This is a genomic window from Pseudomonas sp. CLCA07 (genome assembly GCF_053615335.1).
In genome coordinates this window covers 4,421,553-4,447,109 of the sequence record NZ_CM132131.1, presented here as the reverse complement: position 1 = coordinate 4,447,109, position 25,557 = coordinate 4,421,553, and the positions used below count along the sequence as shown (strand labels likewise).

The following is a 25,557-nucleotide window of genomic DNA, read 5'->3' as shown; positions in this document are numbered from 1 at the left end:
ATTTCGTGGCTCAGGTCAAATTGATGTGCAAATCCACGCGGCGGTTTTTCGCGCGCCCTTCTTCTGTATCGTTATCAGCCACAGGCTCACTTTCGCCCTTGCCTTCACTGGTAACTTTGTTCGGCGCCACGCCCTGACTCAGCAGGTAGTCCGCCACACTGCTGGCGCGACGTTCCGAAAGCGCCTGATTGTAGGCATCGGAGCCGACGTTGTCGGTATGGCCGACCACCTTGATACTCAACACATCGGCGCCTTGCAACCTGGACATCAAGGCATCCAGCTGACTCTTCGCTGCGGGGGTCAGGTCAGATTGGTTGGTGGCAAACAGCACATCGCCCGCATCGCTGAGGGTGATGACTTCCGATTGCACAACAGGTTCTTTCACGCCGCCGGGGTATTGCGGCTGCGGACAACCATGTTGTTCGACGGGCGTATTGGCAGGAGTATCGGGGCAACGATCACGTCGATCGAAGACACCATCGCCATCTTGGTCGCCATCCTGGGCGTAACAGATCAAGCCGCCGGTCAAGATTCCGAGCGCTGCGCCTCCGGCCGCCCATGCACCACTTTCGATGGCGCCCAAACCTCCGCCCACAAGACCGCCAATGACGCTGCAGATCGGCCAGTTTTCTTGATTGAGAGGGGCAGTGCCATCATTGTGAGTTGCGCAACCGGTCAACAGGCTGCCAAGCAGCAGAACCGGCAAGACTGTCCTTGTGAGAACGCTCATGTTGAAAGCTCCTGTGTTACCGGCTTTTTACCGGTTACACAGGAGTAAAGACCCGCATCCGCGACTGCACAAGCCGCGGAGCGGAAGGGGCTTAGCGGTTGATTTTGATTTCCGTGCGACGGTTCATCGCGCGGCCATCAGCAGTTTTGTTATCGGCGACCGGATTGCTTTCACCAGCACCGGTCACAGACACGAAGCTGCTGCGTGGCACACCTTCCTCGATGAGGTATTCAACCACCGAGTGAGCGCGTTTATCCGACAGTTTCTGGTTGTAGGCATCGCTGCCCACGCTGTCGGTATAACCGGTAACAGTCAATTGAGCAGTAGGTGCTTCCGCTTTCAAGCGAGTGGCAATCTTGTTGAGTACCTCTTTGTCAGATGCGGTGAGCGTAGCTTTGTCAAACTGGAAGTGAACATCGCGGATGACGATCGTTTCTTCCTTGACCACAACGGCCTCTTCGACCACTGGCGCAGGTGGAGGGCAACCGTTGGCATCGACTTTCACGCCGTGAGGTGTGCCTGGGCACTTGTCGCGGCTGTCCGGTACACCATCGCCATCTTCGTCGCCGTCACCGTGCACCCAGCAATAGGCTGCTGCCGTGCCGCCGACAAGCAGCGCACCATAGCCTGCCCATGCCGAGCTCTCGGTCGCGCCGATACCCGCACCCACGACACCACCGACCAACGCACAGGTCGGCCAGTCGGTTTTCTGCAAACCTGCGCAACCAGTCAACACACTGGTTAGCAGAACCAAGGGTAATGCTGTCCGAACTATGCTCATCTAGTTTTCTCCTGAGGGATCGGCTTAGAACCGATTCTGGTAGTAAAGACCCGAGTATTAATCTGCGCCAGCAACAGGCCATGGCTGTTTTAAAGGTGTTCACCACGGATTGGCTTATTTGCTGTAAACCTGCGCTAGGCCCGCACGTTCAGGCAGGCTAGTCTTGGCGCTCTGATTGAGGATCTTTGATGATTGCAGGTATTTCTTCGCGCACGCCGCAGCAGGCGCTGGCTGCTTTGCTGGACCGTTACGCCCCCGCGCAGCTCTTGTTGATCGGCGCCAGTGAGTTCCCCGCGCTGGAGGCATTCAAGCTTGCCCACCCGGATACGTGTGTGGCCCATGCGGCTCCGGGGCCGTTGCCGGAGGAACTGGCGGCGCGCCGGTTTGACCTGGCGCTAGCGGTCGATTGCCTGGAACATCTGCCCAAGCGCGATGGCCTGAACCTGCTCGGCGGGATCCGCAACCTCAACGCCAGCCGCATTGCCGTGCTGGCGGACTTGTCAGCCAGTGGCTGGCAGGAGACGGATTTTTTCTCCCTGGCCCTGCAAGCGAGCGAGCGCTTCCAGCGTGACGAGCAAGTGTTGACCCTGTTCACCTACGATCTGCTTGAATACAAGCAAGTACCCGACTGGCTCAACTCACGCTTTTGGGCCAATCCGGAAAACTTCGGGAAATATTGGTGGTAATGCAATGAGTACATCCATTTGCCCTTGTGGCAGCGGCACCCTGCTCGATGCCTGTTGCGGTCATTACCATGCCGGGCATCCGGCGCCGTGCGCCGAAGCCTTGATGCGTTCGCGCTACAGCGCCTACGTGTTGGGGCTGATCGACTATTTAGTGGCGACCACCCTGCCTGCGCAACAGGCCGGCCTGAATCGTCAGTCCATCAGCGACTGGAGTGCGCAAAGCACCTGGCTGGGCCTGGAAGTCGAAAGCTCCGAAGTCTTTGGCGGCCAGCCGGAACACGCCTTCGTGACCTTTACTGCGCGTTGGCACGATGGCAGCGGCGAACACAGCCACCGCGAGCGCTCGTCATTCGTGCAGAACGCCGGCCACTGGTACTTCATCGACCCCACCGTGCAACTCAAGGCCGGGCGCAATGACGCTTGTCCATGCGCCAGCGGGCAAAAATTCAAGAAGTGTTGTGCGGGTTATTTCAGTAGTTGAGTGACGCCTCGTAGCAGCTGCCGGAGGCTGCGTCCGGCTGCGAAGCAGTCGTGAAATCAAGCAGCGCGGTGTTTCAGATAGACCGAGCAAGCAGGGTTTGCGACTGCTTCGCCCGAGCGCGGACCGGCCGACGCAGGCTTCGCCAGCTGCTACAAGGGAGATACACGACCATGATCACCCGGCGACACGCACTTTATCTGTTCAACCTGCTTCTGTTTTTGGGGCTCACCGGCTGTGCGTCCTGGTTCGATGATGATGAGCCGGACCCCGAGGTGCATCTGGTTAAGGTTGAAGTCGTGCGGGCAAAACTGCTGGAACAGAAATTTCTCCTGCACTTTCGTATCGACAACCCCAACGACAACGACTTGATCGTGCGCAGCCTCGAATACCGCATTCACTTGGGCGACATCCTGCTGACCGAAGGCGAGTACGACAACTGGTTCACGATCGGCCCCAAGCACAGCGCCTACGTAAAAGTGCCGATCCGCACCAACCTGTGGCCCAAGGTACGAGACCTGGTGAAAATGCTGAAAAAACCCGACCAACCCATTCCCTATCGTCTGGAAGGTGAACTGAAAACCGGTTTTTTCATCCCTCATGACGTGCACCTGGCGCGCAATGGCGTGATAATCGCCGCCGATTTAATTCCGGAGCAACCCCGATGACTCAGCAACCCCACGTACATGGCCCTGACTGCAACCACGATCATGACCATCACGACCACCATGATCACGACCATGGCCATGTTCACGGCCCGAACTGTGGCCACGCCCCCCAGGAACCGGTGCGCAACGCCCTTAAAGACGTCGGCCGCAACGACCCTTGCCCATGCGGCAACGGCAAGAAATTCAAGAAGTGCCACGGCGCTTGATGCTTCGGGCGAAGATATTTTTCGCCTGTTGAATAGCCTTCGCGAGCAGGCTCGCTCCCACATTGGATCTGCGCCAGACACACATTTTGTGTCAACATCAGATCTTTGTAGGAGCGAGCTTCCTCGCGAAGAGGCCCTCAAAGTCACCCTCAACTCAGAATCTGCGCAGTGCTGACGACCGTCGCATATTCCCCGTGCAAATTCCCCAGCGACATCGCATGCACGTATTCGGCTGATCGGGCATTACCAAAATAATCCGCCTTATCGAAGGTAAAACACGCATCCTCCGCCACCCACGTTTCAAACCCCAGATTCCCGGCTGTTCGCGCAGTGGACTCCACCGAGTTGTTGGTTGCCACTCCGACGATAATCAACTGATCAATTCCTGCTTCGCACAAACTCCTCTCCAACCCAGTCCCACAAAAGGCATCCGGTACCTGTTTCTGAATCAGCTGTTCGCCAGTCATTGGCTCAAACCGTTGCTGAAATCCCACGCCTGATTGCTGCGGCCAGAACACTGAATCCGGCGAGCGGGACAGGTGCTGCACATGAATCACCGGTCGCCCGGTTCGACGCCAAAACGCCAACAACTCAAGAATTCGTTCCTCGGCCTGTGGATTATTTCGGCGACCGAGTCGCGGATGCAGAATGCCTTTTTGTTGATCAATGATGATCAGCACTGCGTGGGTCTTGAGCTCCATTGCGGTTTTTCTCATGCAAGGTCATTGAGTTTCACGCACTTCAACATCACCTCCTCTGACAGGCAAGGCATTGAACACCGGAGGACTTCCCGACTGTATTGCGACAGTTCAATCAGACAAATCTTGAAATAACCCCGCCCGCCGCTTGCGCGCCCTCCTCCTGCTCACTAACGTAGCGCCTTTATTGCGCCTCTACCCCCGCAGGAGCTTTGCCATGGCCTCGCCAGCCCTTTCACATTTTCTTCCCCGGTTCGGCGTTGCCGCAGCAGTAGCCAGTGTTTTGAGTCTGACCGGTTGTCAGACCATGAACGCTCAGGACACCCTCCCGCCGACCTCCGGTGTGCTGCCGCTCAAGGGCTTGGCTCAGAACGTTTCGGTACGTCGCAATGCCATGGGCATGCCGCTAATCGAAAGCAACAGCTACCACGACGCGTTGTTCGCCTTGGGTTACGTCCATGCCAGCGACCGCATTACGCAAATGGTGACGTTGCGCCTGCTGGCCGAAGGTCGTCTGGCAGAAATGTCCGGCGCTGACATGCTGGATGCCGACCGCTATATGCGCGCGGTCAACCTGAAAAAAAATGCCGGCGAGCTGTATAAAGCCTCTTCGCCGCGCCTCAAACGCTTCTTCGAAGTCTATGCTCGCGGCGTCAACGCCTACCTGTTCCGCTACCGCGATAAGCTGCCGGCGGACCTCGCGGCCACCGGTTACAAACCGGAATACTGGAAACCGGAAGATTCGGCACTGATTTTCTGCCTGCTGAACTTCAGCCAATCAGCCAATTTGCCGGAAGAAATTTCCTCGTTGATGCTGGCTCAGACCGTCACCACCGACAAACTCGCCTGGCTGACGCCGTCCGCGCCCGATGAAAAGCTGCCGCTGGCTGAAGCCGAAAAACTGCAAGGCCTCAAGCTCAACGGGGCCATCCCTGGGTTGGCCGAGATCAATAAAGCCACGGGCCAACTGTCCGACCTGAATCTGTTGGGCGCCGGCTCGTCAAACAACTGGGCGATCGGCCCGCAACGCAGCCGCAGCGGCAAAAGCCTGCTGGCCAGCGACAGTGATGGTTCGCTCGGTGTGCCGTCATTGTTCAGTTACGTGCAGATCCGTGCGCCGAAATATCAGGCCTCGGGCGTGACCATTGCCGGATTGCCAATGGTGCTCGGAGGTTTCAACGGCAAAGTGGCCTGGAGCATGACCGCGGTCATGGGCGACAACCAGGACCTGTTCCTGGAAAAAATCAAACGCCAGGGCAACGGCCTCACGTACGAAGTGGCCGGCAAATGGCAGCCCGCAGTCGTGCGCAACGAAACCTACTTCGTCAAAGGCCAGCGGCCAGTTCGCGAAGCAGTGTACGAAACCCGTCACGGTCCGCTGCTCAACAGTGCCCAAGGCACGACACTGGCGAACGGTTTCGGCCTGGCCCTGCAAATGCCGAATTTCACCGACGACAAAACCCTGGACGCTTTTTTCGACCTGTCCCGGGCCCAGACCGTTGAGAAAGCGTCGGACGCCAGCCGCGAAATCCGCGCCATCGCACTGAACCTGGTTTTCGCAGACGCCAGCAACATCGCCTGGCAAGTCACCGGCCGCTACCCGAACCGCCGCGAAGGCGAAGGCCTGCTGCCGTCGCCGGGTTGGGAAAGTCGCTACGATTGGGACGGTTACGCCGACCCGATGCTGCATCCCTACGACCAGGACCCGGCCCAAGGCTGGCTCGGCACCGCCAACCAGCGCGTCATTCCCCATGGCTACGGCATGCAATTGTCCAATTCCTGGGCGGCACCGGAGCGGGGCGAACGCCTGGCCGAACTGGCGGGCGCGGGCAAACACGACACGCGCAGCGTGATCGCGATGCAGTATGACCAGACCACCACTTTCGCCGCCAAACTGAAGAAAATGTTTGAAGCCCCGGGCATGGCCCAGCCACTCAAGCAGGCGATTGAAGCGTTGCCGGTTGCCGATCGAGCCAAGGCTCACGAGGCGTATACGCGCCTGATAGCGTTCGACGGCAAGCTCGCCGCGACCTCCGCCGATGCAGCGATGTATGAATTGTTCCTGCAGGAAAGCATGAAACAAATCTTCCTCGACGAACTCGGCCCGCAAAGCAGCCCGGCGTGGAAAGCCTTCGTGGCCAACGGCAAGTTGTCCTACGCCGCTCAAGCCGATCATCTGCTGGGGCGCGAAGACAGCCCGTTCTGGGATGACGCGCGCACGCCGCAAAAAGAAGACAAGCCGGCGATCCTCGCACGCATTCTGGCAGCGGCGATCAGCACCGGTGACAGTCAGTTGGGCGGCGATCACAAAGCCTGGCAGTGGGGCAAACTGCACCGCTACGAATGGAAAAACGCCAACGGCCAGACCGTTCGCGGGCCAGTCGCGGCGGGCGGTGACCACACCACGCTGAACACGTCGGCCTTCGCTTGGGGTCAGGACTTCAACACCACACTGGCGCCGGCCATGCGCTTTATCGTCGACTTCGGCCAGGCCGAGCCGCTGATGGGCCAGAACAGCACCGGTCAATCGGGCAACCCTGCCAGCCCTAACTATCTCAACAGCATCGAGCCTTGGCTCAAAGGGCAATACATGAGCCTGCCGATGCAGCCACAGAACTTTGACAAGGTGTATGGCAAGACGCAATTGACCCTGACACCTGGCAAGTAACACCCCGATCCTGTGGGAGCGAGCCTGCTCGCGAAGAGGCCCTGTCAGCCAACATTTTAGGTGACTGACACACCGCTTTCGCGAGCAGGCTCGCTCCCACAAGGGGAATGTTGTTCGTCGATGACATCTCGATAGAACTTCTGGCTTCACGCCAACCTCATAGCTAACAAGCCCCTCCATCTTGGCAAAGACATGGATCTTGTTATCGCGCGTCCTGAAGGTCTGTATTGCCCGGTCGGGGATTTCTATATCGACCCGTGGCGGCCTGTCGAGCGCTCGGTCATCACCCACGCTCACAGCGATCATGCCCGCAGCGGCAATCAACATTACCTGACGGCATCAGCCGGCGAAGGCATCCTGCGTGCTCGCCTCGGCGCAGACATCAACCTGCAAACCCTGCCGTACGGTCAGCCCCTCAAACATCATGGCGTCACCCTGAGTTTTCACCCCGCCGGCCATGTGCTCGGTTCGGCCCAAGTGCGACTAGAATATGGTGGCGAAGTCTGGGTCGCCTCGGGGGATTACAAGACCCAAGCCGATGGCACCTGTGCGCCTTTCGAACCGGTGCGTTGCCACACCTTCATCACCGAGGCGACCTTCGGCCTGCCGATTTATCGCTGGCAACCTCAGGCGCAGGTATTTGCCGAGATCAATCAGTGGTGGCAGGCCAACGCCGCCGCCGACGTGGCCAGCGTGCTGTTCTGCTACTCGTTTGGCAAAGCGCAGCGAATTCTCCACGGCATCGACCCCAGCCTCGGCCCCATTCTGGTGCATGGCGCCGTGGAACCGCTCAATCAGGTCTATCGCCAGAGCGGCGTTTACCTGCCGCCAACGATCTATGCCGGCGAGGTTCAAAAGAGTAACCCGATGATGCGCAAAGCGCTGGTCATTGCACCACCGTCAGCGGGCGGCAGTACCTGGATGCGTCGTTTCGGCGAGTACAGCGACGGCTTCGCCAGCGGCTGGATGCGCTTGCGCGGCACCCGGCGCCGGCGCGGTGTCGACCGCGGATTTGTGCTGTCCGACCATGCCGATTGGCCGGGTCTGCTCTGGGCCATTGAACAAACCGGCGCTGAGCGGGTAATGGTGACCCACGGTTCGGTCGCCGTCCTGGTGCGCCATCTGCGTGAACAGGGCCTGGATGCACAGAGTTTCAACACCGAGTACGGCGACGACGAGGAAGAAAACGCCCGGGTCGAACCCGAGCAAGACAAGGTGTTGCCATGAAGGCCTTCGCCGAGTTGTATGCCGAACTCGACGCCACCACGTCGAGCAACGCCAAATTGGCCGCCATGCAACATTACTTTGCGCAGGCCGCGCCGCAAGACGCCGCGTGGGCGGTTTATTTTTTGTCTGGTGGGCGGCCTCGGCAGTTGGTGCCCGTGCGTGTGCTGCGAGAGCTGGCGGTAACGTTTTCCGGGCTTCAACCCTGGCTGTTCGAAGAGAGTTATCAAGCGGTGGGCGATCTCGCAGAAACCATCTCGCTGGTGCTGCCCGAATCACCGCATCGTTCCACCGACGGATTGGCGGTATGGATTGAAGACAAGCTGCTGCCCTTGCGCGGCGAGCCCCCCGAAGTGCTTGCCGAACAATTGCCCAGCCTCTGGTCTCAACTGGGCCGCACCAGTCTGATGCTCTGCATCAAACTGATCACCGGCAGCTTTCGTGCGGGTGTCTCCAAGCTGCTGGTGACCCGCGCACTGGCGGCCATGGCCGGGCTCGACAGTAAGCGCGTGGCCCAGCGAATGGTCGGTTACACCGACCTGTCCCATCGGCCGAGCGCTGCCAGTTACCTGAAATTGATCGCGGCTGAATCCAGTGATGAACACGCCCAGCGTGGAGGGCAGCCTTATCCGTTTTTCCTGGCTCATGCGATGTCGCAACCGGTCGAGCAATTCGAAGCGCTGCTCGGCCCCGCGAACCAATGGCTGGTGGAATGGAAATGGGATGGTATCCGTGCCCAGGTGGTCAAGCGCGACGGGCGTCTGTGGATCTGGTTGCGGGGTGAAGAGTTGGTGACTGAGCGCTTCCCTGAGCTAGAGCATCTGGTGCATGGTTTGCCCGACGGCACCGTGATCGACGGCGAAATCGTTGCCTGGAAAACGGCCGGATCCGACACCGAGGATGCATTTGATCCAACCGTACCTGCCACGCCAGCCGTGCAACCGTTTGCCCTGTTGCAACAGCGCATCGGACGCAAAATCCTCAGCAAAAAAATCTTCGACGATGTACCCGTGGTGGTCCTCGCTTACGACCTGCTGGAATGGCAAGGCGCCGACTGGCGCAATCAACCACAGGCCACACGTCGCACTCAGTTGGAAACCGTTGTCGCCACCTGTAACAGCCCGGCGTTACTCGCCTCACCGATACTCACCGGAGAAAACTGGTTCGACCTCGCCCGCCAACGGGAAGCCTCCCGACGTCTCGGCGTCGAAGGCATGATGCTCAAGGCGCGAGATGCTCTGTACGGCGTTGGTCGAACCAAGGACATGGGTGTGTGGTGGAAATGGAAAGTCGACCCGTTCAGCGTCGACGCTGTGCTGATCTATGCGCAACGCGGCCACGGCAGACGGGCCAGTCTCTACAGCGATTACACCTTCGCGGTGTGGGACGCGCCGCTCGATGCCAGCGAACGCAGCCTGGTGCCCTTCGCCAAGGCCTATTCCGGGCTGACGGATGAAGAGATCCGTCAGGTCGACAACATTGTGCGCAAAACCACCGTTGAGAAATTCGGCCCGGTCAGCAGCGTGAAACCGAGCCTTGTCTTTGAGTTGGGGTTCGAAGGCATTGCCCGGTCAAAAAGACACAAGAGCGGGATCGCCGTGCGTTTTCCGAGGATGCTGCGCTGGCGTCAGGACAAGACGGTTGAAGAGGCTGACGACCTCGGCACATTGCAGAATTTACTGAGCTGACCCGATCTCTTTGTGGGAGCGAGCTTGCTCGCGAAGAGGGAGTGTCAGCCACATCCATCTCGACTGATACGCCGTCTTCGCGAGCAAGCTCGCTCCTACAGGGATTTGTGCCATCCTGAAACAACTTGGTGCAGCGCTTTCATGACGCCCGTTTTCGTGCACAATTGCCGCGCAGTCATTTCTTGTATGACCTTTTAAAACGCTTGTTCGGGACTCTGGTTCGGAAATTGCTACTTTCATCAGGTCTTACGCTTTCCAGTAACAATAATTCTGCGCCACAAGCGCTCATATTGGTTCTTAAGGGATTGAATAATGAAAAAAGCATTGCTGACCTTTTCTGCACTGGCGTTGTGCATGGCTGCGGGCTCCGCGCTGGCCAAGGAATACAAAGAATTGCGTTTTGGCGTTGACCCTTCCTACGCACCGTTCGAGTCCAAAGCGGCCGACGGTAGCCTGGTCGGCTTCGACATCGATCTGGGGAACGCGATCTGCGCCGAGCTGAAGGTCAAGTGCAAATGGGTCGAAAGCGATTTCGACGGCATGATTCCTGGCCTCAAGGCCAATAAATTCGACGGTGTGATCTCTTCGATGACCGTCACCCCGGCCCGCGAAAAAGTCATCGACTTCTCCAGCGAGCTGTTCTCCGGCCCAACCGCCTACGTGTCCAAGAAGGGTTCTGGAGTGACGGCGGACGTCGCTTCGCTCAAGGGCAAAACCGTCGGCTACGAACAAGGCACCATTCAAGAAGCCTATGCCAAAGCCGTTCTGGACAAGGCCGGCGTGAAAACCCAGGCCTATGCCAACCAGGATCAGGTCTATGCCGACTTGACTTCCGGTCGTCTCGATGCAGGGATTCAGGACATGCTGCAAGCCGAACTGGGCTTCCTGAAGTCGCCACAGGGCGCCGACTATGATGTCAGCAAGCCAGTCGACAACGAACTGCTACCAGCCAAAACTGCCGTCGGCATTAAGAAAGGTAACACCGAGCTGAAAGCACTTTTGGATAAAGGTATCAAAGCGTTACACGATGATGGCACCTACGCCACCATTCAGAAGAAACACTTTGGCGGTCTGAATCTGTTCAGCGGCAAATAATGCCCGGCGCCCATCTCGCGATGGGCGCTTTTTTCATCCGATCAGGTTGCTGATTTATGTTCGAAAACCTATTACAAAATCTGGGGCTCTCAGCCTTCAGCCTCAAGGGCTTCGGTCCGTTGCTGATGCAAGGCACCTGGATGACGATCAAGTTGTCGGCGTTGTCGCTATTGGTAGCCGTGTTGCTCGGGCTACTCGGCGCCAGTGCCAAGCTGTCAAAAGTCAAACTGATGCGCGTGCCTGCCCAGCTTTACACCACACTTATTCGCGGCGTTCCGGACCTGGTCCTGATGCTGCTGATTTTCTACAGCCTGCAAACCTGGCTGACGTCGCTGACCGATTACATGGAATGGGAATACATCGAGATCAACCCGTTCAGCGCCGGGGTCATCACCCTTGGCTTCATCTATGGTGCGTATTTCACCGAAACCTTCCGTGGTGCGATTCTCGCCGTCCCACGGGGTCAGGTCGAAGCGGCCACCGCTTATGGCCTCAAGCGCGGCCAGCGTTTCTGGATCGTAGTGTTCCCGCAGATGATGCGTTATGCCCTGCCGGGTATCGGTAACAACTGGATGGTGATGCTCAAGGCCACCGCGCTGGTGTCGATCATCGGCCTTGCCGATCTGGTCAAGGCTGCGCAGGATGCCGGTAAAAGCACCTATCAGCTATTTTACTTTCTGGTACTTGCCGCGCTGATCTATCTGGTAATCACCAGCGCGTCCAACTTCATTCTGCGCTGGCTTGAACGTCGTTACTCCGCCGGTACCCGGGAGGCCGTACGATGATCGAACTTCTGCAGGAATACTGGAAACCTTTCCTCTATAGCGACGGCAACAACATCACCGGCCTGGCCATGACGATGTGGCTGCTCAGCGCCTCGATCTTCATCGGCTTTCTGGTGTCGATCCCGTTGTCTATCGCCCGGGTATCGCCGCACTTCTACATCCGTTGGCCGGTGCAGTTCTACACCTATCTGTTTCGGGGTACGCCGCTCTATATTCAGCTGCTGATTTGCTACACCGGGATTTACAGTCTGGCTGCCATTCGCGCCCAACCGGTGCTGGATGCGTTCTTTCGCGATGCGATGAACTGCACCATCCTCGCCTTCGCCCTGAACACCTGCGCCTACACCACAGAGATTTTCGCCGGGGCGATTCGCAGCATGAACCACGGTGAAGTCGAAGCCGCCAAGGCGTATGGCCTGACCGGCTGGAAGCTGTATGCCTACGTGATCATGCCGTCAGCCCTGCGTCGCTCGCTGCCGTATTACAGCAACGAAGTGATTCTGATGCTGCACTCGACGACTGTGGCGTTCACCGCGACCATTCCGGACATATTGAAAGTCGCTCGGGACGCCAACTCGGCGACCTTCCTGACCTTTCAGTCGTTCGGCATTGCCGCACTGATTTACCTGACCGTGACCTTTGCGCTGGTTGGCCTGTTCCGTCTCGCCGAACGGCGATGGCTGGCCTTCCTCGGGCCGAGCCACTAGGACCCGCTTTAGGAATAAAGAGACATGCGCCACCAGATTCATGACCTGCTGGCCCCGCTGCCGGGGACCGCACGACAGATTCACAGTTTTCATTACGGCCCCACGTCGGCCCAAGGCAAGATTTACATTCAGTCGTCACTGCACGCCGATGAAATGCCCGGCATGCTGGTCGCTTGGCACCTCAAGCAACGCTTGGCCGAACTCGAAGCCGCCGGCCGGCTGCGCAGCGAGATCGTATTGGTGCCGGTGGCCAATCCGATCGGGCTGGAACAAGTGTTGTTGGAGGTTCCGCTGGGGCGTTTCGAGCTCGAAAGCGGTCAGAACTTCAATCGCTGGTTCGTCGATGTGAGCGAAGCGGTCGGCAATGAGATCGAAGGCCAACTCGGCGACGATCCGCAGCGTAACCTCGGGCTGATCCGCGACAGTTTGCGCAACGCCCTGGCCAAGCAAACCGCCAGCACTCAACTGCAATCCCAGCGACTGACCCTGCAACGCCTGGCCTGCGATGCGGACATGGTGCTGGACCTGCATTGCGATTTCGAAGCCGTCACGCACCTTTACACCACGCCGGAAGCCTGGCCGCACGTCGAGCCCTTGGCGCGATACATCGGTGCCGAGGCGAGCTTGCTGGCCACCGATTCCGGCGGTCAATCGTTCGATGAATGTTTCACCCTGCTCTGGTGGCAGTTGAGGGAGCGCTTCGGCGAACGCTTCGACATTCCGCTGGGCAGTTTATCGGTGACGGTCGAATTGCGCGGCCAGGGTGACGTCAATCATCCGCTGGCCAGCCTCGATTGCCAGGCGCTGATCAATTACCTGATTCACTTCGGCGCCATTGCCGGCGAACCGGCGCCACTGCCTGAGCTGCCCTACCCGGCCACGCCGCTGGCGGGCGTGGAACCTGTAGCCACTCCTGTCGGTGGCCTGCTGGTGTTCACCGCGCTGCCGGGGGAGTACCTGGAAGCCGGGCAACTGATCGCCGAAATCATTGACCCGATCAATGATCGCGTCACCCCCGTTCATTGCACCGCCGCCGGGCTGATGTACGCCCGCTCGCTACGTCGCATGGCCACTGCCGGCATGGTGATCGCGCACGTCGCGGGCGCCGAAGCCTATCGCAGCGGCTACCTACTTTCGCCTTGAGGATGCATGCCCCATGTACAAACTGACCATCGAAGGCCTGCATAAAAGCTATGGCGATCATGAAGTTCTCAAAGGCGTTTCGCTCAAGGCCAACACCGGTGATGTCATCAGCCTGATCGGCGCCAGCGGCTCGGGCAAAAGTACGTTCCTGCGCTGCATCAACTTTCTTGAACAACCCAACGACGGCGCCATGAGCCTCGACGGGCAGAACATCCGCATGATCAAGGATCGTCACGGCATGCACGTGGCCGATGCCAATGAGCTGCAACGGATCCGCACCCGCCTGGCCATGGTGTTCCAGCACTTCAACCTGTGGAGCCACATGACCGTGCTGGAAAACATCACCATGGCCCCGCGCCGGGTGTTGGGTTGCAGCAAGGAAGAGGCCGAAGACCGCGCCCGACGTTATCTGGACAAGGTCGGCCTGGCCTCGCGCGTTGCCGATCAGTACCCGGCGTTCCTCTCCGGTGGCCAGCAACAGCGGGTCGCCATTGCTCGCGCGCTAGCCATGGAACCAGAAGTCATGCTGTTTGACGAACCGACGTCGGCGCTCGACCCGGAACTGGTGGGTGAAGTATTGCGAGTGATCCAGGGTCTGGCCGAAGAAGGCCGGACGATGATCATGGTGACGCACGAAATGAGCTTCGCCCGCAAAGTCTCCAGCCAGGTACTGTTCCTGCACAAAGGGCTGGTGGAAGAAGAAGGCGCGCCGGAAAACGTGCTGGGTAATCCGAAGAGCGAGCGGTTGAAGCAGTTCCTCAGCGGCAACCTGAAATAATCCATCACCCGTAGGAGCAAAGCTTGCTCGCGATGAATGCAACTCGGTCCATTAACGACCGCGTTTTCGTTCATCGCAAGCAAGCATTGCTCCTACGTGCATTTTGGGTGTCAGGCTACGGGCGCTGGAGGCGGCTCATCCGGCAGCGTCGGCTCGCCAGGCTCGGTGGGTTCTTCGTTGGGGGTATCGGGATCAGGCTGGCCGGGGATACCACCTGCCATGCTGATTGGCGGGTGTGCCAACAAGGACCATGCCAAAACGCCAACCTGATTGGGCTCAAGCCTTGCCAGTTCGGCACTTATTCGCGGATCGATCTTCATAAAGCACTCCTGAGCGAAGGCCCGGTCCGCTGTGCGCGAACCGGGCAGTACACCCCATAGAGTGTCTACCCGCTCCAGAATTCCCGCTGACTGTCCAGATGAACGGATCAGGTGCGCGGCAGGGTGACGCCGAGCTGGCCCTGATATTTGCCGCCACGGTCTTTATAGGAAACTTCGCACTCTTCGTCGGATTCGAAGAACAGCATCTGTGCAACGCCTTCGTTGGCGTAGATTTTCGCCGGCAGTGTCGTGGTGTTGGAGAACTCCAGCGTCACATGCCCTTCCCACTCAGGCTCAAGAGGCGTCACGTTGACGATAATGCCGCAGCGCGCGTAAGTGCTTTTACCCAGGCAGATGGTCAGCACGTTGCGTGGAATGCGGAAGAATTCCACGGTACGGGCCAGGGCGAAAGAGTTTGGCGGAATGATGCAAACATCGCTTTTAACGTCGACGAAGCTCTTCTCGTCGAAATTCTTCGGATCAACGGTTGCCGAATTGATGTTGGTGAACACCTTGAATTCATCGGCGCAGCGCACGTCGTAGCCATAGCTCGAAACACCGTAGGAAATCACGCGCTCGGCGCCTTCCCCGCGCATCTGGCGCTCAACGAAGGGTTCGATCATGCCGTGCTCTTGCGCCATGCGGCGAATCCACTTGTCCGATTTGATGCTCATGGCGGGTGTCCTGAATAGCGAGGTGGAAAAATTCTGTCCGGCATCTTACCGGGCGCGCGCTCCGGGTTCAAAGTCCAGGGGCACAATTCTCCCGGATCCCCCCTGAATTCAGGGCCTTTCCCCAAATTCGATAGACCGTCAGTCCTGAATTCAGAGAAACCTTCGCAAGAAGCATTGGCACGTTCGGGAAAAAGGGTTAAGGTGGCGCCACTGTGCTGCTTGTGTCACTGAGAATCTCTACACGATATGTTGAATTTCGATCCAACCATCTACAAGAATTTTTCCTGCTCTTTGCACTCAGTCTCGGCCAGGGTTCTTCCTGAGTCGCAGTTATCTTTGTTCAAGGAGTTACACCATGTCTAATCGCCAAACCGGTACCGTTAAGTGGTTCAACGATGAAAAAGGCTTCGGCTTCATCACTCCACAATCCGGTGACGACCTGTTCGTTCACTTCAAAGCTATCCAATCCGACGGCTTCAAAAGCCTGAAAGAAGGCCAACAGGTTTCTTTCATCGCTACCCGCGGTCAGAAAGGCATGCAAGCTGAAGAAGTTCAAGTTATCTAACTTGTACTTGCTTTAGTAAAAAGCCCCGCCCTTAAAAGCGGGGCTTTTTTGTGCCTGAATGTTTTGTATCCCCCCATCTCAGCTTCACCTCTATATGATTCGCGCCCTGGAAAATCACATGGAAGAAGCAGGATGCAATTCATCTCTTGGAAGTCAATCAGCTCCGCGCTGCTCGTACTCACGCAGCCACTCACAACCTACGCTGAAACACCCTCCGACCACCCGACAGTGATCGTCGACATGAACCCTCGCGCAACCTATTTAGCGAAGGGTCCCGAGGTCAATGGTCACGCCGCCATTCAGCTTAGAGCTGCAGCGCTCCTGACGCTTTCAACTCCTCACGCTTGCGGGAGTAATGAGATCTACCTCACTCCGGAATCCGCAGGCATTCCAGACGAGTCGTTTCGTCGCGCCCTCGACGAAGTCCAGGAACTGATCGACCAAAAAATCCCACTCTTGATAACGCTCTCGGCTTGCGAACGTAAACGAGCGTTTTTTGAGAAGGTGCGCCCCTGCACTCCAGAAGAGTGCGGCGAACTGATGACACCTTTGGTCAATGGCAAGCTCTATCTCGACGAGCATTTTGCGCCGATCGGCAAAGGCCAAGCGTCCTTCTATTTGAAGATGCCAATGCCTTACGACACCGACCTTAAGGCATGGAAAGCGGAAATTTTTTACGTCGACACCCAAACTCTACGTCGCGACTATTTCGTCAACGCCGAGGATTTTGTTTCAGGCAGCCCCGTCTTCACCTCCAAAGCGTTTTACCCAAGCGGAAAACTCCGCCGGGTCCAGCAGAACGATGCAAATGGCTTGCGCCAAGGCGAAGCCCTAACACAATCCGAAAACGGTATCGTCATCAAGCGTGAAAACTATCTGAATAACAAACTGGAAGGCTGGCAGACCATTTATCACGACAATGGCAAGATCGCAGAGTCGTACAACTGGTACCAAGGCAAGCGGGTGGATGGCGAATACCTCGAATACGACGAAAACGGAGCACTGATCGGCCGCACCAATTACAAAAATGATGTCTGGGACGGCCCCGCCCTCAGCTACTACCCTAGCGGAAAGCTGAAAAGCCGAACAATTTTCGTCTCAGGCAAATCGCAAGGCCCAAGCCCTCACTACTTTGAAAACGGCGCTGTACGTCACACTCGTGAAGATAAGGACGGAAAACCAGATGGCTGGCTGATGAGCTACTTCATCAATGGCAAGGTGGAAGAAAAGCAGTTTTACAAGGATGGAGTTCAACGTAGCTATGAGCGATGGAATGAGGACGGCGTAAAAACCGTGCGATGGCAGTGGGACGAAAAGCACCGCGAGCAGGGTGATTTTGAGGAATGGTACGAAAACGGCCAGCTTAAAAATCAAAAGACCTACAAGGACGGAAAACTTGAAGGCTACCTACGCACCTGGTACGAAAAAGGCCAGATGAATACGTCAGTTGAATACAAGGATAACCTTACGCAGGGTATCGGCCGCTTCTGGGCACAGGACGGAACCTTGAGCCTTGAGTGTCACTACGAAGCAGGTGAACGCCAAGGCGAATGCACGCGAATGAATTAATTGAGGACGGGACACGCACTCAAAAAAATCCCCACAATCGATGTGACTGCAGGGCTTTTCGCTCTTAACAACTTAAAGACACCAGCCTACCAGGCCACGCCAAACCCGGCGGTGTAGCGGGTCTGGTCCAAATCAGCGTCTTCGGTACCGCTGACGACGTCGCGCTCAGCCTTCAGGTTAAGCGACGCCCATTCGGTCACCTTGTAGCGCAAGCCCATTTCAGTATCGAGTGCGTAATTGGCCACGTCTGACAACGGCTTGGCCACTTCACCATTGGTGAAGAACTCCACCTTCTTGCCAATCAGGTAGCGGTTGTAATCCCACGTCATCGCCAGGGCATAGAAGTTGTCCTTGTTGCCGTCCGTGAACTCATAGTCCGTACGATTGACCAGCGAGCCCAGGGAGAATGCGCCCAATTCGTCGTCCCAGAACTGGTAACCCGGACCGGTACCCAAGGTGCGCTGACGGGAAAGGTTTTCGACTTTGTCGCGCTTATAGACTGCCCGGCCTTGCCAGAACCATTTCTCGGTCAAGAAGCGGTCGAGCGAGTATTCAGCCCGCCAGTTGTCAGTCGTAACGACGTCATCCTGGAATTCGCGGTTGTACTCGCCTTCCGCTGTGTGCCGCCATTTACCATGGCGCGCAGTCGTCTTGAAGTTGATGCCGTAGTCATCTGTATCGTTTTCCGCCCGCTGGTAATCCAGCGCTGCGTCGATGTTCCCCTTCCACACCAGATCTTCGACCACCGGCTTGGGCTTGAGAATCTGCTGAATACTGGCCAGTTCCACCGTCTTGGGAGCCTCGCCATTTTCCAGCGTCACCTTGCCGTCGCCGGCAGCATGCAGTGACTTGGCCTTCTCGCCCGTGTACGCATCCTGCTTGACCAGCAACTCCTGGTCGCTTTCCAGGGTTTTGACCTGTTTCCAGTCGATCGGGACCGCGCCGGCGTACTCCGTCTGGATCACCAATTTGCCGCCATCGAACAACGTGATCTTGCCGCTCAACTTGTCACCGTTCTTCAACCAGACGGTATCGGCGAGCAAGGGTGTGGCAGCACTCAGGACTGCGAGGCAAAGCAGGGTTCTGGACAACATAAGCAAAAACAGACTCAGTTTGCGATAAAAAGTCGGCATTATCCTCTGGAATAAGACCCTAGCAAGGACTGATCCGACTATTCCTGTTGAGTTCATTTCTCAAACAGTGATCCGGGATTTACTCTACAAACGGCAATGCGACCTTTTTCAGGAATTGCGGACGTGACCGAACCAACCTCTGAATCCGACAATGCAGCGCAAATCCGACGCACGGCGCTCTACCTGACCCTGGCCCAAGTGCCTGAAGGCAAAGTGGTGAGCTATGGTCAACTCGCGGAGCTGGCCGGACTCGGTCGCGCTGCCCGCTGGGTCGGACGCACGTTGAGCCAATTGCCGGGCGACACCAAACTGCCCTGGCATCGGGTTCTCGGTGCCGGCGGTCGGATCAGCCTGCCTGTGGGCAGCCCTTCGGGGGATGAGCAGCGCGCGCGATTGCGCTCGGAAGGTGTCAGCATCCAGAATAATCGTGTTGATATTCAGCGCCATGGCTGGCGCCCGGTAGAGCACAGCGGTTAGAGTGCGCGCTTTGTTTCCGTAATTCTTGAGGCAGACTCCAGCCCATGCCCCGTAAAACCTGGCGCGCCGCGCTCGCCGCCTATGCCAGCCCCTCGACGCTTGTGTTGTTGCTGCTTGGTTTCGCCGCCGGCCTGCCCTACATGCTGGTGTTTTCGACGCTTTCCGTCTGGCTTCGCGAGGCAGGTGTAGCTCGCGAAACCATTGGTTATGCAAGTCTCATTGGCTTGGCCTACGCCTTTAAATGGGTCTGGTCCCCCCTGCTCGATCAATGGCGCCTGCCATTTCTCGGCAAGCTGGGGCGACGACGCTCGTGGCTGGTGCTATCGCAGGCGCTGGTGATCCTCGGCCTGGTAGGCATGGGTTTTTGCGACCCACAAAAGCATTTGTCCTGGCTGATCGCCATCGCGGTGGTGGTCGCCTTCGCCTCGGCGACGCAGGACATTGCGGTCGACGCCTATCGCCTGGAAATCGCCGAAGACAGTCGCCAGGCGGCACTCGCCGCCAGTTACATGTCGGGTTATCGGATCGCCGCGCTGCTTGCGACTGCCGGCGCGCTGTTCTTCGCCGAGGGTTTCGGCTCCACCGGTTTCAACTATCAGCATTCGGCCTGGGCGGGTACCTACGTGCTGTTCGGCGCCCTGATGGTTCCAGCATTGATCACCTCGGTGTTCATGCGCGAACCACCCGTACCACTGCGCACACAGCTTCAGGCCGGCCGTTACAGCTTTGTGCATCAACTGGCGTCAGTGTTTGTGCTGATCGTGTTGCTGGTGTCCGTGCCCGCCATGTTCACTCAGCTCTACTACACCGACTTCGCCAGCGTCCTGTTTGAAGGTGTGAGCCTGCTCGACCTGGTACTCGAAGACCGGGCGCTTCTGCGGGCGATCCTCTACATCACGCTGACCGCCCTGTGCCTGTCGAGCATGGGCCGCCGCGGACTGGCGCCGGTGCTGACGCCGGTCAACGACTTCATTCTGCGTTACCGCTGGCAAGCCTTCCTGCTGCTGGGGCTGATCGCCACGTACCGGATGTCCGATACGGTCATGGGCGTGATGGCCAACGTGTTCTACATCGACCAGGGTTTCACCAAGGATCAAATCGCCAGCGTCAGCAAAATCTTTGGCTTGATCATGACCCTGGTCGGCGCCGGCATGGGCGGCCTGCTGATTGTGCGCTTCGGCATTCTGCCGATTCTGCTGATCGGCGGCATTGCGTCGGCCGGCACTAACCTGCTGTTCCTGATGCTCGCCGACATGGGCGCCAACCTGAACATGCTGATCCTCACCATTTCCCTGGACAACTTCAGCTCGGGCCTGGCGACATCGGCGTTCGTCGCCTACCTGTCGAGCCTGACCAACCTCAAGTTTTCCGCCACCCAGTACGCCCTGCTCAGCTCGATCATGCTGCTGCTGCCACGCCTGATCGGCGGCTACTCGGGGGTCATGGTCGAGAAGTTCGGCTATCACAACTTCTTCTTGATCACCGCCCTGCTCGGCGTTCCGACACTGCTGTTGATCGCCCTCCACTGGTTCCAGGAGAGCCGTCGCGCAGGCCCGACACCGACGCCAGAGCCCGCTCCGCCCCAAATCGTGGAAGAATCGCAGGAATCATCGCAAAGGGCGGTGTGATTCCCGCCCTCCTGCCACACCACCGACCGCATGCCTGTACGCCAGCGGATCTCGCCCGTACAATGCTCCGTCATTTCTCGTCATCAGCAACCGACAACGGCCAACCATGCGCACCAGTCAATTTTTGCTCGCCACACAGAAAGAAACGCCTTCCGACGCGGTCGTGATCAGCCATCAGCTGATGCTGCGCGCCGGCATGATCCGCAAACTCGCCTCGGGCCTCTACACCTGGCTGCCGATGGGCTTGCGAGTGATGCGCAAGGTCGAAGCCGTCGTTCGTGAAGAAATGAACGCCGCAGGCTCTCTTGAAGTGTTGATGCCGAGCACACAACCGGCTGAGCTGTGGCAGGAATCCGGTCGTTGGGAAGAGTACGGCCCTGAATTGCTGCGCTTCAAGGATCGCCATGGTCGTGATTTCTGCGCGGGCCCGACCCACGAAGAAGTGATCACCGATCTGATGCGCAATGAGTTGAGCAGCTACAAACAGCTGCCGATCAACCTGTACCAGATCCAGACCAAATTCCGCGATGAAATCCGCCCACGCTTCGGTTTGATGCGCGGTCGTGAATTCATCATGAAGGACGCCTATTCGTTCCACGCTGACCAGCCTTCGCTGCAAGTCACCTACGACCGCATGCACCAGGCTTACTGCAACGTGTTCACCCGTCTGGGCCTGAAGTTCCGCCCTGTAGAAGCCGACAACGGTTCCATCGGCGGTGCCGGCTCCCACGAATTCCACGTATTGGCCGAATCCGGCGAAGATGACATCGTCTTCAGCAACGGCTCCGACTACGCGGCGAACATCGAAAAAGCCGAAGCGGTACCACGCGAAACCTCGCGCGCGCTACCTGCCGAAGAGCTGCGCCTGGTCGACACCCCGAACGCCAAGACCATTGCGCAACTGGTCGAAGGCTTCAACCTGCCGATCGAAAAGACCATCAAGACCCTGGTGGTTCACGCTGAAGAGCCAGGCAAGCTGATTGCCCTGATCATCCGTGGCGACCACGAACTGAACGAAATCAAGGCCGGCAACCAGCCAGGCGTTGCCAGCCCTCTGGTCATGGCGTCCGAAAGCGAACTGCGCGACGCCATTGGCGCCGGTGCCGGTTCCCTCGGCCCGTTGAACCTGCCGCTGCCGATCATCATCGACCGTTCCGTCGAGCTGATGAGCGACTTCGGCATTGGTGCCAACATCGACGACAAACACTACTTCGGCGTGAACTGGGAGCGTGATCTGCCTGTTCCAACCGTCGCTGACCTGCGTAACGTGGTAGCCGGCGACCCAAGTCCTGATGGCAAGGGCACGCTGGAAATCAAGCGCGGTATCGAAGTCGGGCACATCTTCCAGCTGGGCAACAAGTACAGCAAAGCGATGAAGTGCGAAGTGCTGGGCGAGAACGGCAAGCCGGTCACCCTGGAAATGGGTTGCTACGGCATCGGCGTTTCCCGCGTGGTGGCGGCCGCCATCGAGCAGAACAACGACGCCAACGGGATCATCTGGAGCGACACGCTTGCGCCGTTCCAGGTTGCGCTGGTGCCACTGCGCTACGAAACCGAACAGGTTCGCGAAGCCACCGACAAGCTCTATGCAGAACTGACTGCAGCCGGCTTCGAAGTTCTGCTGGACGACCGCGACAAGAAGACCAGCCCGGGCATCAAGTTCGCGGACATGGAGCTGATCGGCATTCCTCACCGGATCGTGGTCAGTGATCGTGGCCTTGCCGAAGGCAATCTGGAATACAAGAGCCGCACCGAACCTGAAGCGCAAGCGCTGCCGGTCGCCGACGTGCTGTCTTTCCTCCAGGCCCGTATCCGCCGCTGACACCAGATAGAGAAGTCATGTTCAAGCGAAACACCTTAGGCCTCGGTGGTGCCGCCCTGTGCGGCACCCTGCTGGTCAGCGGCTGCGCCAATCAGATGTCGCAACGTAGCGAGCACGAGGAACGTGTCGAGCGCAAATTGCTCGATCACAGCCTGCAGATCGATGTCGGTGATCCCAAGGTGCTTGATCTGCCGCAACGTCGGGTGAAAATCCACGAGCAGAAGACCTTCGAAGTCACCGAATTCGAAGTCACTCGCAACTATGATCGCTACACACCTTACCAACCCTGGCGGGAGGTCTATGAGATCCCACTGGGCGCGGTGGCTGTAGTGGCCGGTGTCGGCGCGAACGTGGTCAACGTGTTTACGCTTGGCAACCTGCCGGACAGCGTGACCAAGGATTGGCTGAGCTACGGTTTCGCCGGGCTCAACCCGTTCATGAACGTGCAGTCTCACGGTCGTGCGCAACAAAACCTGGCCGGCATCGACGAAGTTCAGCTCGACAAACGCACCGAATACTCGAGTCTGCCATGGAGCGAGCGTCCGGTGGAGGTCAAGGCCGGCAAGGAAACGTTCGAGCTGAGCACCGACAAAAACGGCGTTTTGCGCGTGAATCTGCTGGACAGCCCGTTTGCCGAACATGACATCAACCATTTAACCCGCCTGCTGATCAGCGTCGAAGATGGCAACGACGATGTGCACACCAACACATCCCTGGAAGTCAGCAGTTCTTTGCGTGGCAAGTTGCTCGAAGCCCACGGGCTGATTTACGACGATCTCGAAGACGACGAAGTGAGCCAGTGGGTACACCGGGTCAAGCGCCTGTCGGAACTGGGTCTGGAAGAAGAAGCCAGCGAGCTGGAGCAAAGCCTGATCGAACTGACGCGCAACGATCCCGAGTTGCAGACCGAATTCCTCAAGTCGTTGACCAAGGATGCCGGGCGCTTGGTTGCGGATCCGGGGCCGAATTAAAAGCTAAAGCTAAAAGCTTCGTCGGAACGCCGCCCGGAGCAGGCTCGCTCCCACATTAGTCCGCGTTCGTCTGAACAACTCGGTCAACTGTGGGAGCGATGGTGCGACGATTCGACCTGCTCGCGAAGGCGGCCTTACATTCACTTCAACATTAAGATCTGCCCACTACCGCTCAAACAACTCCATCTGCTCAAACCCGCCCCGCAAATCCTCAAGCCTTACCCCAACCCCCAACAACCGCACCGGTTTCCCGCCGCGATTGAACGCCTGGGTCAGCAGCAACTGATAACTCCCCAAATCCCGCCCTGCTCCGGCCTGCTCCAGTGTCGTCTGGGTAAAGTCATGGAATTTCACTTTGACGAACGGCTTGCCGGGCCGATAGCTGCTGTCGATTCGCGCCATGCGCCCCGCGAGGGTTTCCAGCAGCTCAGGCAATTTATCCAGACAGCTCACCAGATCCGGCAGGTCCACGTCATAGGTGTTTTCAACACTGATCGACTGCCGACGACTGTCGTTGTGGACCAAACGCTCATCGATCCCACGGGCCAGGCTCCAGAGTCGTTCGCCGAAACTGCCGAATTCGCGCACCAGCGCCAATTTGTCCCACTCGCGCAAATGCGAGCAATCAACGATGCCGAGCCTGCCTAGCTTGTCAGCAGTGACTTTGCCTACACCGTGCAACTTGCTCACCGGCAAGCCGCTGACAAAGTCTTCCACTTGATCCGGGGTGATGACGAACAAGCCGTTGGGCTTTTTCCAGTCACTGGCGATCTTGGCCAGAAACTTGTTCGGCGCCACACCGGCCGACACGGTGATGTGCAATTGATTGGACACTCGCCGACGGATGTCCTGGGCGATACGCGTAGCACTGCCACCGAAATGCGCGCTGTCCGACACGTCGAGGTAGGCCTCATCGAGGGACAGCGGCTCGATCATGTCGGTGTAATCGCGAAAGATCGTGTGAATTTCCTTCGACGCTTCTCTATAGGCATCCATGCGCGGCTTGACGATGGTCAGGTCCGGGCACAGCTTCAACGCATGCCCGGAAGACATGGCCGAACGTACGCCATAGGCCCGCGCTTCATAGTTACAGGTCGCAATCACCCCCCGTCGATCCGCCGAACCACCCACTGCCAACGGTTTACCGGCCAGGCGCGGGTCGTCACGCATCTCGATGGCGGCGTAGAAGCAGTCACAGTCGACGTGGATGATTTTTCGCTGAGTCATATAAAAGCGCAGTTCGTGACGAAGAAAAGGAGCGTTGGAGAGTCAGATAGGCAGTATCTCACTGACACCTGTATATAGCACCAGTACTCGGAATGTTCTTTTTCACCCGTAGGAAAGTACGCCGTGCATTTATTTTTTCAATCGAACGCAACCTGCCAATAGAGCTGCAAGCCTTGCCACGCCTGCCTTACAGCCATTTACGCCACCCTATTTTCAAGCTAAGCGGTTGAACAGGAAGAGGTTTTTCCAATATTGAAGGTTGACACCCCAGCGATCCTCTGTAGAATGCCGACACACAGACGCGGGATGGAGCAGTCTGGTAGCTCGTCGGGCTCATAACCCGAAGGTCGTCGGTTCAAATCCGGCTCCCGCAACCAAACATCAAAAAAGGCTACTCGAAAGAGTGGCCTTTTTTGTGCGTGTCTGTTTTGTATTCAGAGCGAAGCAAAGGAGCATTTGGGCTGATGCGGTCTGAAATGAGAAATCGTTCTGATTCCGAAACTTAGGTCTCCCCTGCAACCATTCGCCGCTCAACTACACTTATTTGACCCTTCTTGGGATTAACGGTTGACACCTCGCCGTTCGCCTGTAGAATGCCGCCACACAGACGCGGGATGGAGCAGTCTGGTAGCTCGTCGGGCTCATAACCCGAAGGTCGTCGGTTCAAATCCGGCTCCCGCAACCAAACATCAAAAAAGGCTACTCGAAAGAGTGGCCTTTTTTGTATCTGCCGAAAAAGTCCTTTCGCAACAATGATCTGTCACAGTGCCGGGAAGCGTCAGGGATCTTCAAACTGCTGAGTCCAGACTATGCTGGAACTCAGGCCGCCCCCTCTT

The 25,557-nt window shown here is 57.8% G+C and carries 25 protein-coding genes and 2 tRNA genes; 20 read left to right on the top strand and 7 right to left on the bottom strand.

Annotated elements, in window-relative coordinates:
- Window positions 1-10 precede the first annotated feature (10 nt).
- Together ACWGZX_RS20385 and ACWGZX_RS20380 are read right to left on the bottom strand one after the other, a co-directional pair.
- Window positions 11-730, bottom strand: coding sequence for an OmpA family protein (locus ACWGZX_RS20385; RefSeq protein WP_452625176.1), 720 nt, complete (start codon window positions 728-730; stop codon window positions 11-13).
- 91 nt (window positions 731-821) lie between these two features.
- Entirely contained in the window at window positions 822-1,511 is a 690-nt protein-coding gene (locus tag ACWGZX_RS20380; RefSeq protein WP_452625175.1) for an OmpA family protein, read from the bottom strand.
- A gap of 188 nt (window positions 1,512-1,699) precedes the next feature.
- Here ACWGZX_RS20380 and ACWGZX_RS20375 point away from each other — a divergent pair, with 188 nt between their 5' ends.
- The 4 genes from ACWGZX_RS20375 (at window position 1,700) to ACWGZX_RS20360 (ending at window position 3,549) form a co-directional block, all read left to right on the top strand.
- Window positions 1,700-2,197: a DUF6231 family protein gene (locus tag ACWGZX_RS20375; protein WP_046029312.1), complete on the top strand. Its 498-nt coding sequence runs from the start codon at window positions 1,700-1,702 to the stop codon at window positions 2,195-2,197.
- Window positions 2,198-2,201: 4 nt separating this feature from the next.
- Window positions 2,202-2,678, top strand: coding sequence for a YchJ family protein (locus tag ACWGZX_RS20370; RefSeq protein WP_452625174.1), 477 nt, complete (start codon window positions 2,202-2,204; stop codon window positions 2,676-2,678).
- Between the two features lie 170 nt (window positions 2,679-2,848).
- The gene (locus ACWGZX_RS20365) at window positions 2,849-3,343 is read left to right on the top strand and encodes an LEA type 2 family protein (protein WP_452625173.1); all 495 of its coding nucleotides are present in this window, start codon (window positions 2,849-2,851) and stop codon (window positions 3,341-3,343) included.
- Window positions 3,340-3,549 (top strand): SEC-C metal-binding domain-containing protein, encoded by a 210-nt coding sequence (locus ACWGZX_RS20360; protein ID WP_150780435.1) that lies wholly within the window; start codon window positions 3,340-3,342, stop codon window positions 3,547-3,549. The genes ACWGZX_RS20365 and ACWGZX_RS20360 overlap by 4 nt, the downstream gene beginning before the upstream one ends.
- A gap of 149 nt (window positions 3,550-3,698) precedes the next feature.
- On the opposite strand, the gene ACWGZX_RS20355 is transcribed toward ACWGZX_RS20360, so the two are convergent.
- Window positions 3,699-4,250 (bottom strand): cysteine hydrolase family protein, encoded by a 552-nt coding sequence (locus ACWGZX_RS20355; protein ID WP_452625172.1) that lies wholly within the window; start codon window positions 4,248-4,250, stop codon window positions 3,699-3,701.
- A 214-nt stretch (window positions 4,251-4,464) separates the two neighbouring features.
- On the opposite strand from ACWGZX_RS20355, the gene ACWGZX_RS20350 reads away from it, so the two are divergent.
- From ACWGZX_RS20350 to ACWGZX_RS20315, 8 genes are all read left to right on the top strand, one after another.
- Entirely contained in the window at window positions 4,465-6,915 is a 2,451-nt protein-coding gene (locus ACWGZX_RS20350) for a penicillin acylase family protein (protein ID WP_452625171.1), read from the top strand.
- Between the two features lie 192 nt (window positions 6,916-7,107).
- The gene (locus ACWGZX_RS20345; RefSeq protein WP_452625170.1) at window positions 7,108-8,142 is read left to right on the top strand and encodes a ligase-associated DNA damage response exonuclease; all 1,035 of its coding nucleotides are present in this window, start codon (window positions 7,108-7,110) and stop codon (window positions 8,140-8,142) included.
- On the top strand, window positions 8,139-9,827 hold the full coding sequence (locus tag ACWGZX_RS20340) for an ATP-dependent DNA ligase (protein ID WP_452625169.1): 1,689 nt from the start codon (window positions 8,139-8,141) through the stop codon (window positions 9,825-9,827). Before ACWGZX_RS20345 ends, ACWGZX_RS20340 begins: the two co-directional genes overlap by 4 nt.
- A gap of 312 nt (window positions 9,828-10,139) precedes the next feature.
- Complete coding sequence (locus ACWGZX_RS20335) at window positions 10,140-10,922, top strand: transporter substrate-binding domain-containing protein (RefSeq protein ID WP_452625168.1); 783 nt, start codon at window positions 10,140-10,142, stop codon at window positions 10,920-10,922.
- 56 nt (window positions 10,923-10,978) lie between these two features.
- Window positions 10,979-11,707, top strand: coding sequence for an ABC transporter permease (locus tag ACWGZX_RS20330; protein WP_027925662.1), 729 nt, complete (start codon window positions 10,979-10,981; stop codon window positions 11,705-11,707).
- Window positions 11,704-12,414: an ABC transporter permease gene (locus tag ACWGZX_RS20325; RefSeq protein WP_452625167.1), complete on the top strand. Its 711-nt coding sequence runs from the start codon at window positions 11,704-11,706 to the stop codon at window positions 12,412-12,414. The genes ACWGZX_RS20330 and ACWGZX_RS20325 overlap by 4 nt, the downstream gene beginning before the upstream one ends.
- 24 nt (window positions 12,415-12,438) lie before the next feature.
- Window positions 12,439-13,557, top strand: coding sequence for a succinylglutamate desuccinylase/aspartoacylase family protein (locus ACWGZX_RS20320; protein ID WP_452625166.1), 1,119 nt, complete (start codon window positions 12,439-12,441; stop codon window positions 13,555-13,557).
- Between the two features lie 13 nt (window positions 13,558-13,570).
- Complete coding sequence (locus ACWGZX_RS20315) at window positions 13,571-14,335, top strand: ABC transporter ATP-binding protein (protein WP_452625165.1); 765 nt, start codon at window positions 13,571-13,573, stop codon at window positions 14,333-14,335.
- A 110-nt stretch (window positions 14,336-14,445) separates the two neighbouring features.
- Here the strand turns inward: ACWGZX_RS20315 and ACWGZX_RS20310 are convergent, their stop codons facing one another.
- Together ACWGZX_RS20310 and dcd are read right to left on the bottom strand one after the other, a co-directional pair.
- The gene (locus tag ACWGZX_RS20310) at window positions 14,446-14,655 is read right to left on the bottom strand and encodes a hypothetical protein (RefSeq protein WP_452625164.1); all 210 of its coding nucleotides are present in this window, start codon (window positions 14,653-14,655) and stop codon (window positions 14,446-14,448) included.
- A 107-nt stretch (window positions 14,656-14,762) separates the two neighbouring features.
- On the bottom strand, window positions 14,763-15,329 hold the full coding sequence (gene dcd / locus ACWGZX_RS20305; protein ID WP_090187649.1) for a dCTP deaminase: 567 nt from the start codon (window positions 15,327-15,329) through the stop codon (window positions 14,763-14,765).
- A gap of 355 nt (window positions 15,330-15,684) precedes the next feature.
- Between dcd and ACWGZX_RS20300 the strand changes: the two genes are divergently transcribed.
- On the top strand, window positions 15,685-15,894 hold the full coding sequence (locus ACWGZX_RS20300; RefSeq protein WP_002554837.1) for a cold-shock protein: 210 nt from the start codon (window positions 15,685-15,687) through the stop codon (window positions 15,892-15,894).
- 132 nt (window positions 15,895-16,026) lie between these two features.
- Window positions 16,027-17,463, top strand: coding sequence for a toxin-antitoxin system YwqK family antitoxin (locus tag ACWGZX_RS20295; protein WP_452625163.1), 1,437 nt, complete (start codon window positions 16,027-16,029; stop codon window positions 17,461-17,463).
- Window positions 17,464-17,549: 86 nt separating this feature from the next.
- On the opposite strand, the gene ACWGZX_RS20290 is transcribed toward ACWGZX_RS20295, so the two are convergent.
- Window positions 17,550-18,557: a DUF481 domain-containing protein gene (locus ACWGZX_RS20290; RefSeq protein WP_452629040.1), complete on the bottom strand. Its 1,008-nt coding sequence runs from the start codon at window positions 18,555-18,557 to the stop codon at window positions 17,550-17,552.
- A gap of 135 nt (window positions 18,558-18,692) precedes the next feature.
- Here ACWGZX_RS20290 and ACWGZX_RS20285 point away from each other — a divergent pair, with 135 nt between their 5' ends.
- The 4 genes from ACWGZX_RS20285 to ACWGZX_RS20270 all read left to right on the top strand — a co-directional run bounded on the left by ACWGZX_RS20285 (window position 18,693) and on the right by ACWGZX_RS20270 (window position 23,494).
- Entirely contained in the window at window positions 18,693-19,073 is a 381-nt protein-coding gene (locus tag ACWGZX_RS20285) for an MGMT family protein (RefSeq protein ID WP_452625162.1), read from the top strand.
- A 44-nt stretch (window positions 19,074-19,117) separates the two neighbouring features.
- Window positions 19,118-20,701, top strand: a complete 1,584-nt coding sequence (locus ACWGZX_RS20280) for an AmpG family muropeptide MFS transporter (RefSeq protein WP_223512293.1) — start codon at window positions 19,118-19,120, stop codon at window positions 20,699-20,701.
- Window positions 20,702-20,807: 106 nt separating this feature from the next.
- Complete coding sequence (locus ACWGZX_RS20275) at window positions 20,808-22,523, top strand: proline--tRNA ligase (protein ID WP_452625161.1); 1,716 nt, start codon at window positions 20,808-20,810, stop codon at window positions 22,521-22,523.
- A 17-nt stretch (window positions 22,524-22,540) separates the two neighbouring features.
- Entirely contained in the window at window positions 22,541-23,494 is a 954-nt protein-coding gene (locus ACWGZX_RS20270) for a hypothetical protein (protein ID WP_223512297.1), read from the top strand.
- Window positions 23,495-23,659: 165 nt separating this feature from the next.
- On the opposite strand, the gene dinB is transcribed toward ACWGZX_RS20270, so the two are convergent.
- On the bottom strand, window positions 23,660-24,721 hold the full coding sequence (dinB, locus tag ACWGZX_RS20265; protein ID WP_452625160.1) for a DNA polymerase IV: 1,062 nt from the start codon (window positions 24,719-24,721) through the stop codon (window positions 23,660-23,662).
- A 300-nt stretch (window positions 24,722-25,021) separates the two neighbouring features.
- Between dinB and ACWGZX_RS20260 the strand changes: the two genes are divergently transcribed.
- Window positions 25,022-25,098: transfer RNA gene (locus tag ACWGZX_RS20260), tRNA-Met, on the top strand.
- 231 nt (window positions 25,099-25,329) lie between these two features.
- Window positions 25,330-25,406, top strand: a tRNA-Met gene (locus ACWGZX_RS20255).
- The last annotated feature ends 151 nt before the right edge of the window (window positions 25,407-25,557 follow it).